Source organism: Polynucleobacter sp. SHI8 (assembly GCF_027944005.1).
In the GTDB taxonomy this organism is placed as follows: Bacteria; Pseudomonadota; Gammaproteobacteria; order Burkholderiales; family Burkholderiaceae; genus Polynucleobacter.
In genome coordinates this window covers 2,236,956-2,255,383 of the sequence record NZ_AP027204.1, presented here as the reverse complement: position 1 = coordinate 2,255,383, position 18,428 = coordinate 2,236,956, and the positions used below count along the sequence as shown (strand labels likewise).

Below are 18,428 nucleotides of genomic sequence, written 5' to 3'. Positions count from 1 at the left end.
AACTACGACCTACCTACCATTTCACTACAATTACAGGTTATCAGTCCTTGCCCAAAAAGCCAAGTACTGAATAAAATTTATTTACATTCGGAAATTTTCACCGAGATAAACTCGTCTGACGCTTTCGTTCTCGATGATTTCACTTGGGAGGCCCTGTGCTAAAACAGTGCCCTCACTAATAATATAAGCATGGTCACAAATACCAAGAGTTTCTCTCACATTATGATCAGTAATGAGAACGCCGATATTGCGCTCTTTTAAAAATCGAATAATCCTCTGAATTTCCCCAACGGCAATGGGGTCTACCCCTGCAAATGGTTCATCTAAGAGGATAAATTTAGGATTGGTAGCTAAAGCGCGGGCAATTTCAACCCTTCTTCTTTCCCCGCCTGACAAGGATAGTGCCTGGTTATCTCGGAGGTGAGGTATTTGTAATTCATCAAGCAATTCATTTAGCTTGGCATTCATGGCACTTTTGGTGAGCCTTTTACCATTTGCTGCAGTTTGTAGTTCTAAAACCGCTTGTATATTTTCAGCGACGGTTAATTTGCGAAAAATAGAGACTTCTTGAGGTAAATATGAAAGGCCCCTCAAAGACCTTTCATGTATTGGCAAGCCACTGATAATTTTATTATCTAAAGATATTGTGCCTTTATCGGCAGGTACTAAGCCTACGATCATATAGAAGGAAGTCGTTTTTCCAGCTCCATTAGGACCTAAAAGTCCTACAATTTCACCAGTTTTGACCTCTAATCCGACATCACGAACGACTGTTCTTTTACCATACGTTTTTTGTAATCCTACGGCAATTAAGGAAGATTGGTTTTGTTGATCAAGGCTCATTTTTTTGTGTTTTGCAATTCAATTTTTGGGTTTTGTCTAGGAGCTAGCACGGTTCGCGTTGGTTTATTTAACTCTTTACTGACGGCACTATATTCTTCGGTATATAAATCATAATTAATTTTGTCTGCCACTAGCTTATCCATCGATTGAAGGCCTTTTCTTCGATTAGTATAAGCTTGACCAGACAAAAGAAGTTGGTCATTTTTGGCTTCATAAAAAATTAAATCCCCTTCCCCGTCAATAAATTCAGGTTCTGGTTTATCGAGTTGCTGGGTAAATGAGGCTAATTGATTAGCATTACCTCTTACTGTAATTTGTTGATATCCATCAGGGTCAACAATGACAACAGCTTTTGCGCCTTTAATGATGATGCTGCCTTTGATAATCACGACATTTCCAGTCAAAATATACTCTTGTGTGACATCATTAAAATCAGCCTTATCTGAAGATAATTTAGTCGCCTGATTTTTATCTGTTTTAAGTGCAAAAGCCGATGGTTGAAAAAAAGCGATGAGTAGTAAACACAATATAGGCAGTAAAGAGCGATAGGAGATTGTCATGTTCAGGGAGAAACTTTTTTAGAAGTATCGCTAGGGGCAATTGTGCCTTGAACGTTACCAAACATTGAGACGGCTTGATTGACATTGTCGTATGTTGCTCCCTGACTAGCCGTCATCACTGACTCACCGCGTTGTATTCTTACAGGCAAATGAGTTTTCATTTTGTCATCATTGATAAAAAACTTCAGATAATTTGACTGTAAATGAAGTAATGGATTGATCACTTTTCCGGACGAATTTAATTGAGCAGGGCGACTAATATCTGCATTGATAAATAATTCAATAATATCTAAATCACCTGTGACATGTGCAGTGTTAGCAGTAACAGTTAGAGGGGGGGTCTTTGGGTCAAAAAGGCGCAATCTCGGTTGAGCAATATCAATTGATGCATCATCTTCATAATGTTTGAATTCTTTTCCTAAAAGGCGATATTTAGTTGTGCCATCAGGATTAAGAACAGTTAATCTAGCATTTGTAAAAACATAGTCAGGGGTATGATTTTTAATGCGCGAGGGTTGAACTGGCTCATCCACAATATTTTTCTTCAGAAACCAAAATGAGGCTAGAGTAAGCAAGCCCATGATGATTAATGGAATGAGTTTTAAGCCCATCTCATAAAGAAGCCCGCCAATATTAGGAAGTGCTCGTATAGCCATTATTTTTTAGCGTCAGCCAATAAGTCTTGGTAATGATTTTGCGCCATCAGAATTAAATCGCAAATTTCGCGCACAGCGCCACTACCACCACGTTTAGAGCATACGTAGTGAGATATAGTTTGAACTTCTTGATGGGCATTGGCAGGAGCAGCAGCAAATCGAACTTGAGTTAAAACTGCCAAGTCAGGCCAATCGTCACCCATTGCGGCACAATTAGATGCTTGCAATTTGAGTTGCGCAAGTAAATTGATGAAAGTAGATTTTTTATCATCAACTCCCATGAACACGTGTTCAATCCCGAGAGCTTGGGCGCGCATCTTTACCATAGGGGAATTTCTACCAGTAATGATTGCAACTCGAATGCCTTTAGAGATCAACAATTTCAAACCATGACCATCTAAGCTATCAAATACCTTTAGATGTTCAACACCATCAGGACTGATAAATAAAGAGCCATCAGTTAAAACACCATCGACATCTAAAATGAGTAACTGAATATCCTGAGCGCGTTCTAGTGCTTGAGGATAATTAGAGTATAGGTTCGTGTTGAGAGTTGGATTCAAAATATACTTTAAATTAAATAATTTTAGAGGCTAACAAGTCATGTAAGTTTAAAGCCCCCTCTACATGGCCATTTTCATCAACAACAATCAAGTGATTAATTCGAAATCTTTCCATCATTTCCACTGCTTGGGCAACTAAAATATTTTTAGTGATGGTTTTAGGGTTTTTCGTAATTACATCTTTCAGTTGAATAGACTCCAAGTCTAAGGTCTTTTCTAAAAGTCTTCGCAAGTCACCGTCAGTAAAAATTCCTAAAACCTGATTGGACTCATCAACAATGACGGTCATCCCCAGTCGTTTTTTGGAAATTTCTAAAAGGGCATCTTTAAGTGGAGCTTGAATACTTGTTTTTGGGACTTCATCGCCAGAACGCATAACGTCTTTTACATAAGTTAATAAGCGTTTTCCAAGGCTACCACCTGGATGAGATCGAGCAAAATCATCTGCACTAAAGTTTTTCGCATCTAAAAGAACAACGGCTAAGGCGTCCCCCATAACTAAACTGACGGTAGTGCTTGTGGTTGGGGCAAGATTCAATGGACAAGCTTCTTTTGCAACAGAAACATCTAAATGGACATCCGCGAGCTCAGCTAATTTTGAATGAGGATTGCCCGTCATTGCTATTAATTTGGCCCCCATTCTTTTTACAAGTGGGACAATTGTTAGGAGTTCAGCTGTTTCCCCGGAATAGGAAAGTGCTAAAAAAACATCGGCTTGTTGGACCATGCCAAGGTCACCATGACTAGCTTCTGCGGGATGAACAAAAAATGCGGGGGAGCCAGTTGAGGCAAAAGTCGCAGCAATCTTATTTGCTATGTGACCAGACTTACCTATTCCAGATACGACGATTCTTCCATGGCACTTAAGCAATAAGCTAATGGCATTGGTAAAGGATTGTTGAAATGTCCCATCAGAAAATTTATCCAATAGTTGATGAATACCCTGATTTTCTATTTCTAAGGTATCTTTTGCTAATTGAATGTAATGTTCATTAACTTTGTCTATCATATTAGGTAGTATATGCCTTCCATCTTGCAAATTATATTAACTTTCCTTGCCTGCGCTCTAGGAGGAGTTCTGCTCGCAAGATTTTTTAAGCTTCCTTCCATATTAGGTTACTTACTGGTCGGATTAGCTATTGGACCCCACGCCCTTGGATTTGCTCCTGATTCTGAAACTGTAAAAGATATTGCAGAATTTGGAGTCGTTTTTCTCATGTTTTCAATTGGATTGGAATTCAATCTTACCAAATTGATGGCTATGCGTCATATCGTCTTTGGATTTGGGGTTAGTCAAGTATTTTTAACCATGTTACTGGCAATTCCTGCTGGTTACTTTATGCGTTTTGTTCTACCTATCGTATTGCCCTGGCATGTTTTATTTGCCCTAGGGGGTGCATTGGCAATGTCATCTACTGCAATCGTAGTAAAAGCGCTTGCTGAAAAAGGTGAACTTGATACCCAACATGGAAAAAATGTTCTTGGAGTTCTGCTGTTTCAGGATCTTGTAGTCATTTTACTTTTAATTTTGATTCCCTCCCTTGGTAAGAATCCAGGTGATATAGTTTTTGCACTTTCGATTGCTGGAATAAAAATTGCCGTTGCATTGGTACTGATATTTTTTGTTGGACAAAAAATATTTAGCTCCTGGTTTCGCATTGTTGCTAGCCTTCGATCCCAAGAGTTATTTATGCTGAATGTTTTTTTAATAGCAATAGGAATGTCAGCCATCACCTATTATTTTGGATTATCGATGGCTTTAGGGGCTTTTATGGCAGGTATGTTGATATCAGAGACCCCTTATCGATATCAAGTTGAGGAAGGAATCGCCTCATTTAGAGACATTTTATTAGGGCTATTTTTCATTACTGTTGGGATGATGGTCGATATAAATGCCGTCATAAAGGAATTGCACCTAGTTTTATTTTTATTTTTTGCGGCACTGATCTTTAAATTTATCATTATTGCTGGTTTAGCAAGACGCTTTGGCTCTTCCTCTGGGGTTGCTATTCGGACGGGTATTTGTTTAGCGCAGGCGGGTGAATTTGGTTTTGTTTTAATCAATCAAATTGACCAGTTAGATTGGATTGATCCGAGTTTATCTCAAGCAGTATTAGCGGCGATGTTGTTATCTATGTTAGTGGCGCCGATATTGATTCAATATAGCAATTCCATCGCACTTCGTTTTTCTAAAAATGAATGGTTTAGTCAATCGGTAGACTTGACAAAAATTGTGGCTCAAAGCATTCAAAATGACCAACATGTCATTATTTGTGGGTTTGGAGCAAGTGGACAGCATGTAGCAACGATGTTAGAAAATGAAGGTATCAGTTATTTAGCACTAGATTCAGATCCTGCTCGCGTTCACCAAGCAAGCGAAGCGGGTAAATCAGTTGTTTATGGAGCTTCTCATAACTCCAATAATTTGATTGCAGCAGGGATTGTTCGTGCAAAAGCAATTGTGATTACTTTTCGATCTGTTCAAGAGTCAATTAAAGTGATTCAACAAATTGAAGAATTAAATCCTGGTATTCCCATTTTGGTTCGAGCCAGAGATGATACGGAAATGAATAAATTAATTTTGGCAGGGGCAACACAAGTAATCCCAGAAAAAGCTGAAGGTAGTGTCATGTTAGCTGCACAAGTTTTATCTTTGGCGGGAGTTCCTTTACGCAGAGTGATGAGGCAAGTCAGTCAGGCTAGGGAAGATCGATATGGAAAATTACGAGGATATTTTCCAAGCACTGAGGAAGAGGGTGCTGATGATGTTGATGCCATCAGGTTAAGTACCGTTCATTTGAAGTCTCAAATGAACGGTGTAAACAAGAGTTTAGAGTGGGTAGAAAATTTTGGCGTAGTGGTACAAAATGTAAGGCGAAAGCTTAACGGTCAAAAGGCATATACAAAATTAGAGCCTTCCCCTGAGCTTCTTCTAGAGTCAGAAGATATCCTTGTTTTATCAGGAAATGTTGAAACCTTGCACAAAGCTGAAAAATTAATTACAAAAGCCATTAAAGTTAAAGCAAAAATCAAAGTAAAGGTTTGAGATATTTACCTGTATAACTTCCTTTGACCTTGACTACAGTTTCTGGACTACCTTCGGCAATAATTAGACCGCCGCCTGAACCGCCTTCAGGACCCATGTCAATAATCCAATCAGCAGTTTTAATGACATCTAGATTATGTTCAATAATCAGTATGGTATTACCTTGTTCTCTCAAGGAAAAAATGACTTCGAGTAATAATTGAATATCTTGGAAGTGAAGTCCAGTAGTGGGCTCATCCAAAATATATAAAGTTCGACCTGTATCGCGTTTAGATAATTCTAACGAAAGTTTTACACGTTGTGCTTCACCACCAGATAGAGTTGTCGCGCTTTGTCCAAGTTTTACATAGCCTAAACCGACATCAAGTAAGGTTTTTAATTTACGCTTAACTACTGGAACTGCTTCAAAGAATTCAAAAGCTTGCTCAATCGTCATCGATAAAACTTCATGAATGTTTTTGCCCTTATAGCGCACATCCAGAGTTTCACGGTTATAGCGTTTGCCATGGCAGACATCGCAGGGCACGTAGACATCAGGTAAAAAATGCATTTCTACCTTGATTACGCCATCGCCTTCACAGGTCTCACACCTACCACCTTTGACATTGAAAGAGAATCTACCCACTTCATAACCACGTTCACGAGATGCTGGAACACCAGCAAAAAGCTCTCGTATAGGGGTAAATAAACCAGTATAGGTTGCTGGATTTGATCGTGGTGTTCTGCCAATAGGAGACTGGTCTACGCTAATAATCTTATCGAAATGCTCAAGACCGTCAATCTCCGTATAAGGCGAAGGCTCTGCAACGGATCCATATAAATGCTTGGCAACCACATGGTGTAAAGTGTCATTAATAAGTGTAGATTTTCCTGATCCAGACACACCAGTGATACAAGTGAGAAGACCTACCGGAATCTTCGCAGTTACATCTCTAAGATTATTGCCACTTGCACCCTGGATGGTAATCCACCGATCACTTGGTTTTCTTCTTGCGGTGGGAATCGATATGCTTTTCTTACCACTCAAATATTGACCGGTTAAGGAGACTTCATTTTTTTCTATTTCTGCAGGCGTTCCTATAGCAACAACCTTGCCGCCATGTACTCCAGCCCCGGGCCCTATATCTATTACATAATCAGAAGAGCGAATCATATCTTCATCATGTTCGACCACAAGAACGGAGTTGCCTAAATCACGCAGGTGGACTAAAGTTTTAATAAGACGATCATTATCACGTTGATGAAGGCCAATAGATGGCTCATCTAAAACATACATAACACCGGTAAGACCTGAGCCGATTTGTGAAGCTAAGCGAATGCGTTGTGCTTCTCCGCCTGATAAGGTGTCAGCACTTCGATCTAAGGATAAATAATTAAGTCCCACATCGTTTAAAAACTTCAGTCGAGCAGAAATTTCTTTAATAATCCGGTCAGCAATTTCCCGTTTAGATCCTTTTAACTCAAGAGAGGAAAAATATAAATAAGCTTCTTTAAGTGGCAGATTACTGACTTCAAAAATTGCTCTGCTTTGTTCACCTTCGCCAACTTTTACAAATCTTGCTTCCTTACGAAGGCGGCTACCTTCACATTCAGGGCATGTTTGAATATTTTGGTAACGCGCCAACTCTTCTTTGACTGCAATCGAATCAGTTTCTCGATAACGTCTTTCAAAATTGGAAATAATGCCCTCGAAGGAATGTGGCTTAGAAATGGCAACCCCTTTTTCGTTCAAGTATTCGAAGGGTATTTTTGTTTGACCTGAACCATACAAAATTAAATCCTGAGCTTTTTTGGCCAGTGATTCAAATGGTTTTTCTAAATCAAATTTAGCATAGTCAGCTAAATTTTGTAGCATTCTGAAATAAAATTGATTGCGTCGATCCCAGCCTTTAATTGCACCTGAAGCCATCGATAGTTCTGGGTGTGCGACGATTCTTTTTGGGTCAAAAAAAGATACATGCCCTAGACCATCACAACTTGGGCAAGCACCCATCGGATTATTAAAAGAAAATAATCTTGGTTCTAGTTCTTGTAGGGCAAATGAGCAAACTGGGCAGGCAAATTTATTAGAAAATAAAAACTCTTCATCCGTATCCATATTGACTGCTAATACTCGACCATCGGCTAGGCGAAGAGCTGTTTCAAGCGATTCAGCTAATCTTTGTTTAATATCTTGTTTGACTTTGATTCGGTCAACCACTACTTCAATCGAGTGTTTATCCGTTTTTTTAAGAGTTGGTAATTGATCAACTTCGTGAACCATGGGTTTGGCTATATGGGTCGTGCCACCGCCACTTCGTATTCTGAACCTTACAAAGCCTTGTGATTGTAAATCTTCAAATAAGTCCGCAAACTCCCCTTTGCGATTACTTATAACGGGAGCAAGGATCATTAATTTTGTATCTTCCGGCATCGCTAAAATATGGTCTACCATTTGAGAGATGCTTTGTGCCTCCAAAGCCAAATGATGTTCTGGACAATGAGGTGTTCCAGCTCGTGCAAATAATAATCTTAAATAATCATGTATTTCAGTAACAGTTCCAACTGTGGATCTTGGGTTGTGACTGGTGGCCTTTTGCTCGATAGAAATTGCTGGAGATAAGCCCTCGATGGAATCAACATCAGGCTTGTCCATGAGTTGCAGAAACTGCCTTGCATATGCTGAAAGTGATTCAACATATCGACGCTGACCCTCAGCGTATAGGGTGTCAAACGCTAAAGAACTCTTTCCAGATCCAGATAAACCAGTAATGACAACTAATTGGTTTCTAGGGATGTCTAGATTGATGTTTTTTAAATTGTGGGTGCGAGCACCTCGGATTTGTATAGTATCGTTCATAATTATCAGCTCAACTCATTAATATAGTCTTTTCTTATGAATTCGTCAGAACTACGCGCATCTTTATCTTTATCAGGCATTTTTGCCTTGAGAATGCTGGGTTTATTCTTAATCTTACCGATTTTTAGTTTACACGCCCATGGCCTACCTCACGGGGATAATGCCCTTTTAGTGGGTACAACTATCGGTATTTATGGCATGGTACAAGCATTTTTCCATATTCCCCTGGGTATCCTTTCAGACCGAGTAGGGCGCAGAATTGTAGTTATTGGGGGTTTAGGCTTATTCGTATTGGGCGCAATGATTGCAGCTTCACATGATGATTTATATTGGATTTTGGCTGGACGCGCTATTCAGGGGGCAGGAGCAATTTCTGCTGCAATTACAGCTTGGGTTGCTGATTTAACTAGAGAAGAAATCAGAACTCGTGCGATGGCCCTAATTGGAGGGAGTATTGCAATCAGTTTTGCAATCTCTATCGTAATTGCGGCACCGCTTTACAAGTCTTTGGGGATGCCGGGTATTTTTGGGATGATGGCTCTATTGGGTGTTTTGGCGATTTTGGTGGCCTGGAAAGTAGTACCTAGTGCCCCCATCTCATTTGCACCTCAACCCGCAGGTACAACGTCCAATGTAAGTCGATTTATGAAAGTTCTTAAAGATCCAGAACTTTTTCGATTAAATATTGGAGTTTTAATTTTGCATGCCTCACAAGTTGCGTTATTTTTGGTCATTCCTAGTATGTTAGTAAGTAATGATCTGGCTTCAAGTGACCATTGGAAAGTTTATCTATCCGTTTTAATAGCCTCTATAGTGGTCATGGCACCGATGTTAATGCGCGCGGAAAAACAGAATCGGTTAGCGTATCTTTTAAAAGTTTCCGTTGTATTTATGTTGGTAGCTCAAACTTATTTTGGTGTCATCATTTTCGGAAATTACCAAAATATTTGGACAATTAGTTTTGGATTATTTTTATTTTTTATTGGATTTAACTTATTAGAGTCGCTACAGCCTTCCTTGGTCTCACGATTTGCTGGGGATAATCGTGGCGCTGGGCTCGGTGTTTATAACACCACCATGTCCATTGGATTGTTCTTAGGGGGCATTATAGGTGGCGCTGTTTATGGGGGTTTCGGAAGTTTAGCCATCTTTGAAATGGACGCTGTTTTATTAATTGTGTGGCTTATAATTGCAGCGAAGATGTCAGAGCTTCCTCCCAAAGTGAAAATGAAATAAAAATGGGTATGAAGGGGTCTTTGTTCTATTTCTAGTTCGAGATACAATGTTTTGATTCGTAAGTTCGGTATCAATTAATTCGGGAGAGTGTTATGGCATCAGTAAATAAAGTAATCATCGTAGGAAATATTGGAAGAGATCCAGAAACTCGTGTTTTACCAAGTGGTGATGCGCTGACGAACATATCTGTAGCAACCTCCGACCGTTATAAGGATAAAGCCACAGGTGAAATGAAAGAAACGACCGAGTGGCATCGTATTACCTTTTTTGGAAAACTAGCAGAAATTGCTGGTCAATATTTAAAAAAAGGTTCCCAAGTATATGTAGAGGGTAAGCTTCGCACAAGAAAATACACTGATCAGGCTGGGGTTGAAAAATATTCTACAGAAATTGTGGCAGATTCAATGCAAATGTTAGGTGGAAAAATGGGCGATACTGGTGGAGGCTCTTCTGCACCAAGCTATGCAAAAGAAAGACCTGAAATCTCTAACTCCGCTAGTTCAAGTCTTGGTCAAATGGATGATGATATTCCATTCTGAGAGGCGTAAATATCAAACTAAAGGCTTGCTATTGCCTAGCAAGCCTTTTATTTTTTGGCCAAGAGGTGTTGAAATCTGTTCTAAAAGGATTGATATCTAGACCGCCACGGCGGGTATATCTAGCGTAAACATACAGTCTTGCCGTTTTACATTTTGCTTTGATGTCACAAAATATTTTTTCTACACAATGCTCATGAAATTCTTGATGATTGCGATAAGAAATAATGTAACGTAATAAATTTTCTTGATTGATTGCGGGACCTGCATAGTGAATAATGATACTTGCCCAATCTGGTTGACCGGTTACTGGACAATTGCTTCTTAATAGATGAGAAAAAAGTGTTTCTTCAACTGGCGCTGAGCTTGTCTCAGACGTTAACCATTCTGGGTTTGGCAAATCTTGAGGCTCGATTTGAATGTCAAGTCGGTCTAGCAAAGTTCCTTCAGGTTCGCCAAAGGAGAGCTTAGACCACTCTAAAGGACTCAAAAGAGTAACGGTGACATTACTTTGACTACTTGCAGATAAATCCTTAGAAATTTGTAATTTAACTTCTTCCGCACTTGAAAATCGTTCGTAATTTAGGCTATTTAGATACAGCTTCAGAGATTTAGATTCAACTATGTAAGGTGAATCAAAAGGGATTTCAATTTGAGCTATTGCCACTTCTGGCTTACCTCTGGGACCTAACCAAGATAATTCATAGGCATTCCAAATATCAACCCCCATAAAGGGCAAGGTATTTCCGTATTGTAAAAGCGCGCGATGCGTACTTCGAGATATTGGGAATAGTAGTTCGGGACTATATTTATCAGGATTGGAGCTGGTTTTCCCTAGAGGCGCATCTGACAGATGACCCAAGTGGTTTAATTGATCTGTCATACCTGATTACCTGGCTTATTGGTGATGCCTGAAATAACTTGGCCTGTGGGCGCAACCTCTGCAGCAGCTTCACAATGGCCCGTTTGATCATCAAAGAAAAAATCAGGCGCAAACTCTCTTAAAAAATCAGACTTATTTAAACCACCAAGAAACATGGCTTCATCAATGTCGACTCCCCAACTCATCAGTGTTCGAATTGCTCTTTCATGAGCTGGCGCAGATCTTGCAGTCACAAGGGCTGTTCGTATACGCATAGCTGATTTTGGGCTGGAGTTTTGTAATTGATGAAGAGCCTCTAACAGAGGTTTAAAAGGACCTGGTGGCAGAGGTGTTTGTGCCAAATGGGTTTCATGCTTAACAAACGCGTCTAAACCTTTCGCTTGAAATATTCTTTCTGACTCATCAGAAAATAAAACAGCGTCACCATCGAATGCAATACGTATTTCTTGCGGATTAGATTCTGCAATTTTTACCGATTGTGGATATACCAATGCTGCAGGAAAACCGGCTAGTATTGTTTCTCTTACATCATTTTCATTAGCCGATAAAAATAAATTAGCATGTAGAGATCTTAGGTAATGATACGGTGGCCTGCCCCTTGTAAAAACACCGCGCTCTAATTTAAGACCGGCATACTCAGCAGAGCGGAAAACGCGCAGCCCACTGACAGGGTCATTTCTTGAAAGAATGACTACTTCGACACGAGCCTCATGCTCAGTATTAAATTGCAATAATTTTTGTACTAAAGGAAATGCCACTCCAGCTTTAGCAGGAATGGCTAGGCGTTCTTGTTGAACACGCATGTAAGCGCCATCATTAGTAGCCTCAAAAACTCGGTTTTCTTCCTCAAAGTCGAATAAGGCCCTTGAGGAAATGGCTACGACGAGTTTGCCTGATAGTGAAAAACTCATAAATTATTTTAAAAAGAGTTGATAGGCAGGGTGCTCACTTTCATCCCAATAGCGATAACCAGTCCCCTTAAGAAAATCCTTAAACTCTTTATTATTTTTTTTCGGAACTTGAAGCCCTACCAAAATTTTCCCATAATCGGCCCCATGGTTACGGTAATGAAACAGGCTGATGTTCCAGTGAGGGGACATTGCATTTAAAAAATTCATCAGTGCACCAGGTCGTTCTGGAAATTCAAAGCGGTAGAGTAATTCATCATCTGCTAGTGTAGATCTCCCGCCAACCATATGTCTGAGATGAGACTTGGCTAATTCATCCGTTGTTAGGTCAATCGTGTCAAAACCTGATTTGATAAATTCTTTTGCAATATGGGCACTATCACCTTGTTTTTGAGTAGAGATCCCAATAAAAATATAGGCATGTTTTGCATCAGAAATTCGGTAGTTAAATTCGGTGACATTTCTAGTTCCAATCAAGGAACAAAAACGTTTAAAAGAGCCCCGTTCTTCTGGGATAGTGATTGCAAATACGGCCTCCTTAGATTCGCCAACGTCAGCCCTTTCGGCCACGAATCGTAGACGACTAAAATTCATATTAGCACCACAGGCGATGCTAATAAATGTTTTACCCGTGCATTTGTTTTTTGCCACATAAGCTTTTAAACCTGCAATGGATAATGCTCCAGCTGGCTCTAAGATACTTCGTGTGTCTGTAAATACATCATTAATTGCTGCACAGATGGCATCTGTATCGACGGTGATAATTTCATCTACTACTTCTTGGCAAATTTTAAAAGTTTCTTTACCAACTAATTTCACTGCAGTGCCGTCGGAAAAGAGCCCTACATCTTTCAGGGTAATACGTTTACCCGCTTCAATGGAGCGTTTCATGGCATCGGAATCGACTGTTTGAACACCGATAATTTTTATTTCAGGACGAATCGCTTTGATGTACGAACCAATACCTGCAATGAGACCTCCACCACCGATCGCTACAAAAATGGCTTCAATGGGGCCTTGATATTGACGCAGAATCTCCATGGCGATAGTGCCTTGGCCTGCAATAACATCTGGATCATCAAAGGGGTGAACAAACGTTAGGTTATTTTTTTCTTCTAATTGCAGGGCATGATCATATGCATCATTATAGGATTCACCAAAGAGAACGACCTTTACCCATTTTCCACCACGATCTTTTACCGCATCAATTTTGACCTGCGGAGTGGTAATAGGCATCACAATCGTAGCAAGACACTCAAGTTTAGCGGCTCCCATTGCGACACCTTGAGCGTGATTACCTGCCGATGCGGCAATCACACCTTTTGCAAGTTGATCCTTGCTTAGATGAGCCATTTTGTTATAGGCCCCTCGCAATTTAAATGAAAAGACGGGCTGATTATCTTCTCTCTTTAAAAGAATATTGTTATTCAGGCGTGTAGACAAGTGTTGAGCATGCTCAAGTTCAGTTTCTCGAGCTACATCATAGACCTTGGCATTTAAAATTTTTCGTAAATAGTCGTTTTGCATAGACAGAAGATTATCATAGAGCAACTAGAATAACGTATGGAATCCTCAATTCAAGCCCTTTTACAGGCAGTTTCAGTCCCTTGGGTGGGTTTAACATCCGTTGGAGTAATGTCATTTTTAGCGGCTACTCTGCTACCTTTTAGTTCTGAGGCTGTATTTTTTGCTTATTTAATTCAGTTTCCTGAAAATGTATGGTCTTTGATCGCAGTCGCTAGCTTAGGGAATATCCTTGGAGGAGTAGTTAATTGGCATATTGGTTATTTTGCCAAAAATGCTAAAGATTCCATTCTCCACTCAAAAAATATACCAACTAGCAAATTGAGTGCATATTTACGTCAATTAGGCTCTAAAAGCTTACTTTTTTCATGGTTACCAATCATTGGAGACCCTTTAACCATTTTCGCAGGATGGTCAAAATTACCCTTTTGGCCATGTTGTATTTACATGTTGATTGGTAAAACCCTGAGATATTTAGTTATTGCCTGTATCTATTTATGGAGCAATAACTCTCTAGGGACTTTATTTGCTTAAAAAAGACAAAAATGCTGTATTGAGAAAAATTAGCAAAGAATTTCACCCTCAATTAGAATAGTCTTTTAGGTCAAAACACTATGAACGCTCCCATTTACTTTGAACCGCCCCAGAATTTAAAGAGTCAGCCCGTAAGACTCCGAGAAATTCCCTACAACTACACATCATTTTCTGATCGTGAGATTGTCATTCGTATATTAGGTACGCAGGCATGGGATGCCCTTGACAGCCTGAGAAGTGAGCGTAAAACAGGTCGTTCCGCAAGAATGCTGTATGAAGTTTTAGGCGATATTTGGGTAGTCAACCGTAACCCTTATTTACAAGATGATCTTTTAGATAACCCCAAGCGCCTCAAATCTTTGATTGATGCCCTGAATCATCGACTCAGTGAAGTTGAAAAACGGATTACTCAGCAGTTAGAGGAAAAGGTCTCTTATCTAGTAAGTTCTGCGCGTCAAGCAGTTAAAAATTTTGCAAGTGACTTTGAAAAAGCAAAGCTTTTAAGAATCCAAGCGCGCAAAGTGTTAGGGAAAATCACTGCACAAGACAACATAGGATTTGATGGTTTTGTAAGGGTATCGCATGTTACTGACGCTACAGATTGGCGAGTCGAGTACCCCTTTGTTGTTATCACCCCAGATAGCGAATTAGAAATTCCTGGAATTGTAAAAGCTTGTATTGAGCTTGGTTTAACGATTATTCCTAGAGGGGGTGGAACTGGCTATACGGGCGGTGCAATTCCTTTAACACCCATGTCAGCTGTCATTAATACTGAGAAATTAGAAAAAATGATGCCTGTCGAATTTGGCAAAATTCCTGGAGTGGATAGGGGTGTTGGAACTATATTTACCGAGGCTGGAGTCGTTACCAAAAGGGTTTCTGACGCCGCTGATAAAAGTGGGCTTGTGTTTGCTGTCGATCCGACGTCATTAGAAGCAAGTTGCATAGGTGGAAATATTGCCATGAATGCGGGTGGAAAAAAAGCAGTTTTATGGGGTACCGCACTCGATAATTTGCTTTGGTGGAGAATGGTTGACACCGAGGGTAATTGGTTAGAAATTCTGCGTCTCGATCATAATTTGAGCAAAATTCATGATGCACCTGTCGCTACTTTTGAATTAACTTGGTCTGATGGCAGACAGGCCCCAGGTAAGAGCATTCTGAAAACAGAAATCTTAGCCATTGAAGGTAAGCGTTTCAGAAAAGTAGGCCTAGGTAAAGACGTGACAGATAAATTTTTATCGGGCTTACCAGGTGTTCAAAAAGAAGGTTGTGATGGCTTAATTACGAGTGCTAAATGGGTACTCCACCGGATGCCCAAAGAAATACGGACGGTTTGCCTAGAATTTTTTGGCCAAGCACGGGATGCAATTCCAAGTATTGTTGAAGTCAAAAATTACCTTGATGAGCAAACCAAAAAAGGCGGAGCAGTTCTCGCCGGTCTTGAACATTTAGATGAAAAATACCTAAAGGCTGTTGACTACACAACAAAATCAAAGCGCAATGTATTACCTAAAATGGTTTTAATTGGCGACATTGTTGGGGATGATGCAGATTTAGTCGCAACTGCAGCGAGCGAAGTGATTCGTATTGCAAACAATCGTGTAGGTGAGGGATTTATTGCCATAAGCCCTGAAGCTAGAAAGAAGTTTTGGCTCGATCGATCCAGAACTGCCGCTATCTCACGCCATACAAATGCATTCAAGATTAATGAAGACGTAGTTATTCCTTTGCCAAGAATGGGGGAATACACCGATGGCATCGAAAAAATAAATATTGAATTGTCTATTAAAAACAAACTTTTATTATTAGACGCTCTCGAGGATTATTTTGTCAAAGGCAATCTTGTATTGGGTAAATCGGATGATGCATCGGAGATTCCTTCTGCGGAAATATTGGAAGATCGAGTAACCCAGGCATTAAATATGTTGTGTGAAGTACGCTCTAGATGGGGCGAATATGCTCAACAGCTAGATCATTATTTCGAGAAATTACAAGATCGAAGTATTCGCGTATCTTGGAAGTTAGAGGTGCGTGAACAACTCAAGCAAATATTTATGGGAGTGGCATTTGCTCCAATAGTTGCAGAGTGTCTTGTAATCCATAAAAAAATATTAAGAAAACGAGTCTTTGTTGCGCTGCATATGCATGCTGGTGATGGCAATGTTCATACGAATTTACCCGTGAATTCGGATGACTATGAAATGATGCAAGAGGCTCATGAAGTCGTTGGCAGAATTATGGTGCTAGCAAGATCGCTTGATGGAGTCATTTCCGGAGAGCATGGGATTGGTATCACTAAGCTTGAGTATTTAACTGATGAAGAGTTAAAAGAATTCCGTGCCTACAAATTAAAAATTGACCCTGAAGGACGATTCAATAAAGGTAAGTTAATGCCAGGTGGTGATTTACATAAAGCTTATACACCTAGCTTTGGACTCATGGGGCACGAGTCCTTGATTATGCAACAAAGCGATATTGGGGCGATTTCAGAGAGTATTAAAGACTGCCTACGTTGTGGCAAATGTAAACCTGTTTGCGCAACCCATGTGCCACGCGCCAACTTACATTACAGCCCGCGTAATAAGATTCTTGCAACATCACTTTTAATAGAAGCATTTTTGTACGAAGAGCAGACTCGTCGAGGTATTTCCATTAAACATTGGGATGAGTTCGATGATGTTGCAGCTCATTGTACGGTTTGCCATAAATGTTTAACCCCGTGCCCAGTCAAAATTGATTTTGGTGATGTCACCATGAACATGCGTAATTTATTGCGCAAAATGGGAAAAAAGAAATTTAATATTGGCTCAAGTGCTGCTATGTTCTTTTTAAACGCCTCCAATCCTGAAACCATTAAGTTGGCTAGAACCGTGATGATTGATTGGGGCTACAAAGCCCAGCGTATAGGTCATGATTTATTTAAATCATTAGCAAAAAAACAAACAAGTGCCCCAGCACTCTCTCTTGGCAAGCCTGTGATTCAAGAACAGGTGATTCACTTCATCAACAAGAAAATGCCAGGTAATTTACCGAAAAAGACAGCGCGGGCGCTCTTGGATATCGAGGATTCTGAAATAGTACCTATTATTCGAAATCCAAAAACGACCTCTGTGGATTCTGAAGCTGTCTTTTATTTCCCGGGGTGTGGATCTGAGCGACTTTTTTCTCAAGTGGGCCTAGCTACCCAAGCGATGCTTTGGGAGGCCGGTGTACAAACAGTTTTGCCGCCAGGTTATTTATGCTGTGGATATCCTCAACGTGGTTCCGGAGATTTTGATAAAGCGGAAAAAATGATCACCGATAATCGGGTTTTATTCCATCGTGTGGCTAATACCTTAAATTATTTAGACATTAAAACCGTAGTGGTTTCATGTGGGACTTGCTACGATCAATTAGCTGGTTATGAGTTTGACAAGATTTTCCCTGGATGCAGAATCATTGATATTCACGAATTTTTGCTTGAGAAAAACATCAAATTGACTGGTGTTCAGGGAACTAGGTATATGTATCATGATCCTTGTCATTCACCAATGAAGCTGCAAGATCCTTTAAAAACAGTTAATCAAATTATTCAAACGGAAGATCAGAATTTAATTAAAAAAAATGATCGCTGTTGTGGAGAGTCAGGAACCTTAGCGTTAACTAGACCAGACATTTCTACGCAAATTCGTTTCAGAAAAGAAGAAGAGATGGTTAAAGGCGCTGAAGCTCTTCATGATGATGGCTTTACTGGCAATGTGAAAGTTCTTACGAGTTGCCCGTCATGTTTACAAGGACTGTCTCGTTTTAATGATGATTCAGGAACGACTGCTGACTATATTGTGGTTGAAATGGCTCGCCATTTGTTAGGCGAAAATTGGATGGCTGATTATGTTAATAGTGCCAATTCCGGCGGTATTGAAAGAGTGCTTGTTTGATGAAACCATTAGTCCCACAGTCGATTGTTGTTCATCAACAGTCAAAAGTTCTTGAACTTGGTTATGAAGATGGTAATAACTATCGATTGCCATTTGAGTTTTTAAGAGTTGTGTCTCCATCAGCAGAAGTCAGAGGTCATGGACCGGGTCAAGAGACACTTCAAACCGGCAAGCGCAATGTCAGTATTTTAAGCGTTGAACCAGTAGGCCATTACGCTATCAAACCTACCTTTACCGATGGTCATGACTCAGGACTATTCTCATGGGATTATTTGCATGAGCTTTGTCTGAATCATGATCAAATTTGGCAAGAGCATTTGGATAAGTTGGCTGCGGCTGGCTTAGACCGTGATGCGCCAATGAAAAAATAAATTTTAGGA

The 18,428-nt window shown here is 40.0% G+C and carries 15 protein-coding genes; 6 read left to right on the top strand and 9 right to left on the bottom strand.

Features of this window, described 5'->3' with window-relative positions; genetic code table 11:
- Positions 1–81: 81 nt before the first annotated feature.
- The 5 genes from lptB to QMN06_RS11245 are packed head-to-tail and all read right to left on the bottom strand — an operon-like array spanning position 82 to position 3,631.
- Positions 82–843: an LPS export ABC transporter ATP-binding protein gene (lptB, locus tag QMN06_RS11265; protein WP_281970212.1), complete on the bottom strand. Its 762-nt coding sequence runs from the start codon at positions 841–843 to the stop codon at positions 82–84.
- Positions 840–1,403 (bottom strand): lipopolysaccharide transport periplasmic protein LptA, encoded by a 564-nt coding sequence (lptA, locus tag QMN06_RS11260; RefSeq protein WP_281970211.1) that lies wholly within the window; start codon positions 1,401–1,403, stop codon positions 840–842. The genes lptB and lptA overlap by 4 nt, the downstream gene beginning before the upstream one ends.
- Before the next feature lie 2 nt (positions 1,404–1,405).
- Entirely contained in the window at positions 1,406–2,059 is a 654-nt protein-coding gene (gene lptC / locus QMN06_RS11255; RefSeq protein WP_281970210.1) for an LPS export ABC transporter periplasmic protein LptC, read from the bottom strand.
- A complete protein-coding gene (locus tag QMN06_RS11250) occupies positions 2,059–2,625 on the bottom strand; it encodes an HAD hydrolase family protein (RefSeq protein WP_281971780.1) in 567 nt (188 codons plus the stop codon). The genes lptC and QMN06_RS11250 overlap by 1 nt, the downstream gene beginning before the upstream one ends.
- A 10-nt stretch (positions 2,626–2,635) precedes the next feature.
- Complete coding sequence (locus QMN06_RS11245; RefSeq protein WP_281970209.1) at positions 2,636–3,631, bottom strand: KpsF/GutQ family sugar-phosphate isomerase; 996 nt, start codon at positions 3,629–3,631, stop codon at positions 2,636–2,638.
- A 12-nt stretch (positions 3,632–3,643) separates the two neighbouring features.
- Between QMN06_RS11245 and QMN06_RS11240 the strand changes: the two genes are divergently transcribed.
- A complete protein-coding gene (locus QMN06_RS11240; RefSeq protein WP_281970208.1) occupies positions 3,644–5,668 on the top strand; it encodes a cation:proton antiporter in 2,025 nt (674 codons plus the stop codon).
- On the opposite strand, the gene uvrA is transcribed toward QMN06_RS11240, so the two are convergent.
- Entirely contained in the window at positions 5,652–8,507 is a 2,856-nt protein-coding gene (gene uvrA, locus QMN06_RS11235) for an excinuclease ABC subunit UvrA (RefSeq protein ID WP_281970207.1), read from the bottom strand. The two genes, QMN06_RS11240 and uvrA, sit on opposite strands and share 17 nt — an antisense overlap.
- Before the next feature lie 36 nt (positions 8,508–8,543).
- Between uvrA and QMN06_RS11230 the strand changes: the two genes are divergently transcribed.
- Complete coding sequence (locus tag QMN06_RS11230; protein ID WP_281970206.1) at positions 8,544–9,743, top strand: MFS transporter; 1,200 nt, start codon at positions 8,544–8,546, stop codon at positions 9,741–9,743.
- Positions 9,744–9,835: 92 nt separating this feature from the next.
- Complete coding sequence (ssb, locus tag QMN06_RS11225) at positions 9,836–10,282, top strand: single-stranded DNA-binding protein (protein ID WP_281970205.1); 447 nt, start codon at positions 9,836–9,838, stop codon at positions 10,280–10,282.
- Positions 10,283–10,310: 28 nt separating this feature from the next.
- Here the strand turns inward: ssb and queF are convergent, their stop codons facing one another.
- Genes queF through ilvA form a run of 3 tightly spaced genes read right to left on the bottom strand, consistent with a single transcriptional unit; the run spans position 10,311 to position 13,597 of the window.
- Positions 10,311–11,162: an NADPH-dependent 7-cyano-7-deazaguanine reductase QueF gene (queF, locus tag QMN06_RS11220; RefSeq protein ID WP_281970204.1), complete on the bottom strand. Its 852-nt coding sequence runs from the start codon at positions 11,160–11,162 to the stop codon at positions 10,311–10,313.
- Positions 11,159–12,073, bottom strand: a complete 915-nt coding sequence (locus QMN06_RS11215) for a 5'-nucleotidase (protein WP_281970203.1) — start codon at positions 12,071–12,073, stop codon at positions 11,159–11,161. The genes queF and QMN06_RS11215 overlap by 4 nt, the downstream gene beginning before the upstream one ends.
- A gap of 3 nt (positions 12,074–12,076) precedes the next feature.
- On the bottom strand, positions 12,077–13,597 hold the full coding sequence (ilvA, locus tag QMN06_RS11210; protein ID WP_281970202.1) for a threonine ammonia-lyase, biosynthetic: 1,521 nt from the start codon (positions 13,595–13,597) through the stop codon (positions 12,077–12,079).
- A 36-nt stretch (positions 13,598–13,633) separates the two neighbouring features.
- Between ilvA and QMN06_RS11205 the strand changes: the two genes are divergently transcribed.
- From QMN06_RS11205 to QMN06_RS11195, 3 genes are all read left to right on the top strand, one after another.
- Complete coding sequence (locus QMN06_RS11205) at positions 13,634–14,128, top strand: YqaA family protein (RefSeq protein ID WP_281970201.1); 495 nt, start codon at positions 13,634–13,636, stop codon at positions 14,126–14,128.
- Positions 14,129–14,208: 80 nt separating this feature from the next.
- Positions 14,209–18,048 (top strand): FAD/FMN-binding oxidoreductase, encoded by a 3,840-nt coding sequence (locus QMN06_RS11200; protein WP_281970200.1) that lies wholly within the window; start codon positions 14,209–14,211, stop codon positions 18,046–18,048.
- On the top strand, positions 18,048–18,419 hold the full coding sequence (locus QMN06_RS11195) for a DUF971 domain-containing protein (RefSeq protein WP_281971779.1): 372 nt from the start codon (positions 18,048–18,050) through the stop codon (positions 18,417–18,419). Before QMN06_RS11200 ends, QMN06_RS11195 begins: the two co-directional genes overlap by 1 nt.
- The last annotated feature ends 9 nt before the right edge of the window (positions 18,420–18,428 follow it).

Bases quoted from the DNA above. Each gene is read 5' to 3' on its own strand.
- lptB (WP_281970212.1), bottom strand. From the start codon at position 843: ATGAGCCTTGATCAACAAAACCAATCTTCCTTAATTGCCGTAGGATTA.
- lptA (WP_281970211.1), bottom strand. From the start codon at position 1,403: ATGACAATCTCCTATCGCTCTTTACTGCCTATATTGTGTTTACTACTC.
- lptC (WP_281970210.1), bottom strand. From the start codon at position 2,059: ATGGCTATACGAGCACTTCCTAATATTGGCGGGCTTCTTTATGAGATG.
- QMN06_RS11245 (WP_281970209.1), bottom strand. From the start codon at position 3,631: ATGATAGACAAAGTTAATGAACATTACATTCAATTAGCAAAAGATACC.
- QMN06_RS11240 (WP_281970208.1), top strand. From the start codon at position 3,644: ATGCCTTCCATCTTGCAAATTATATTAACTTTCCTTGCCTGCGCTCTA.
- uvrA (WP_281970207.1), bottom strand. From the start codon at position 8,507: ATGAACGATACTATACAAATCCGAGGTGCTCGCACCCACAATTTAAAA.
- QMN06_RS11230 (WP_281970206.1), top strand. From the start codon at position 8,544: ATGAATTCGTCAGAACTACGCGCATCTTTATCTTTATCAGGCATTTTT.
- ssb (WP_281970205.1), top strand. From the start codon at position 9,836: ATGGCATCAGTAAATAAAGTAATCATCGTAGGAAATATTGGAAGAGAT.
- queF (WP_281970204.1), bottom strand. From the start codon at position 11,162: ATGACAGATCAATTAAACCACTTGGGTCATCTGTCAGATGCGCCTCTA.
- QMN06_RS11215 (WP_281970203.1), bottom strand. From the start codon at position 12,073: ATGAGTTTTTCACTATCAGGCAAACTCGTCGTAGCCATTTCCTCAAGG.
- ilvA (WP_281970202.1), bottom strand. From the start codon at position 13,597: ATGCAAAACGACTATTTACGAAAAATTTTAAATGCCAAGGTCTATGAT.
- QMN06_RS11205 (WP_281970201.1), top strand. From the start codon at position 13,634: ATGGAATCCTCAATTCAAGCCCTTTTACAGGCAGTTTCAGTCCCTTGG.
- QMN06_RS11200 (WP_281970200.1), top strand. From the start codon at position 14,209: ATGAACGCTCCCATTTACTTTGAACCGCCCCAGAATTTAAAGAGTCAG.
- QMN06_RS11195 (WP_281971779.1), top strand. From the start codon at position 18,048: ATGAAACCATTAGTCCCACAGTCGATTGTTGTTCATCAACAGTCAAAA.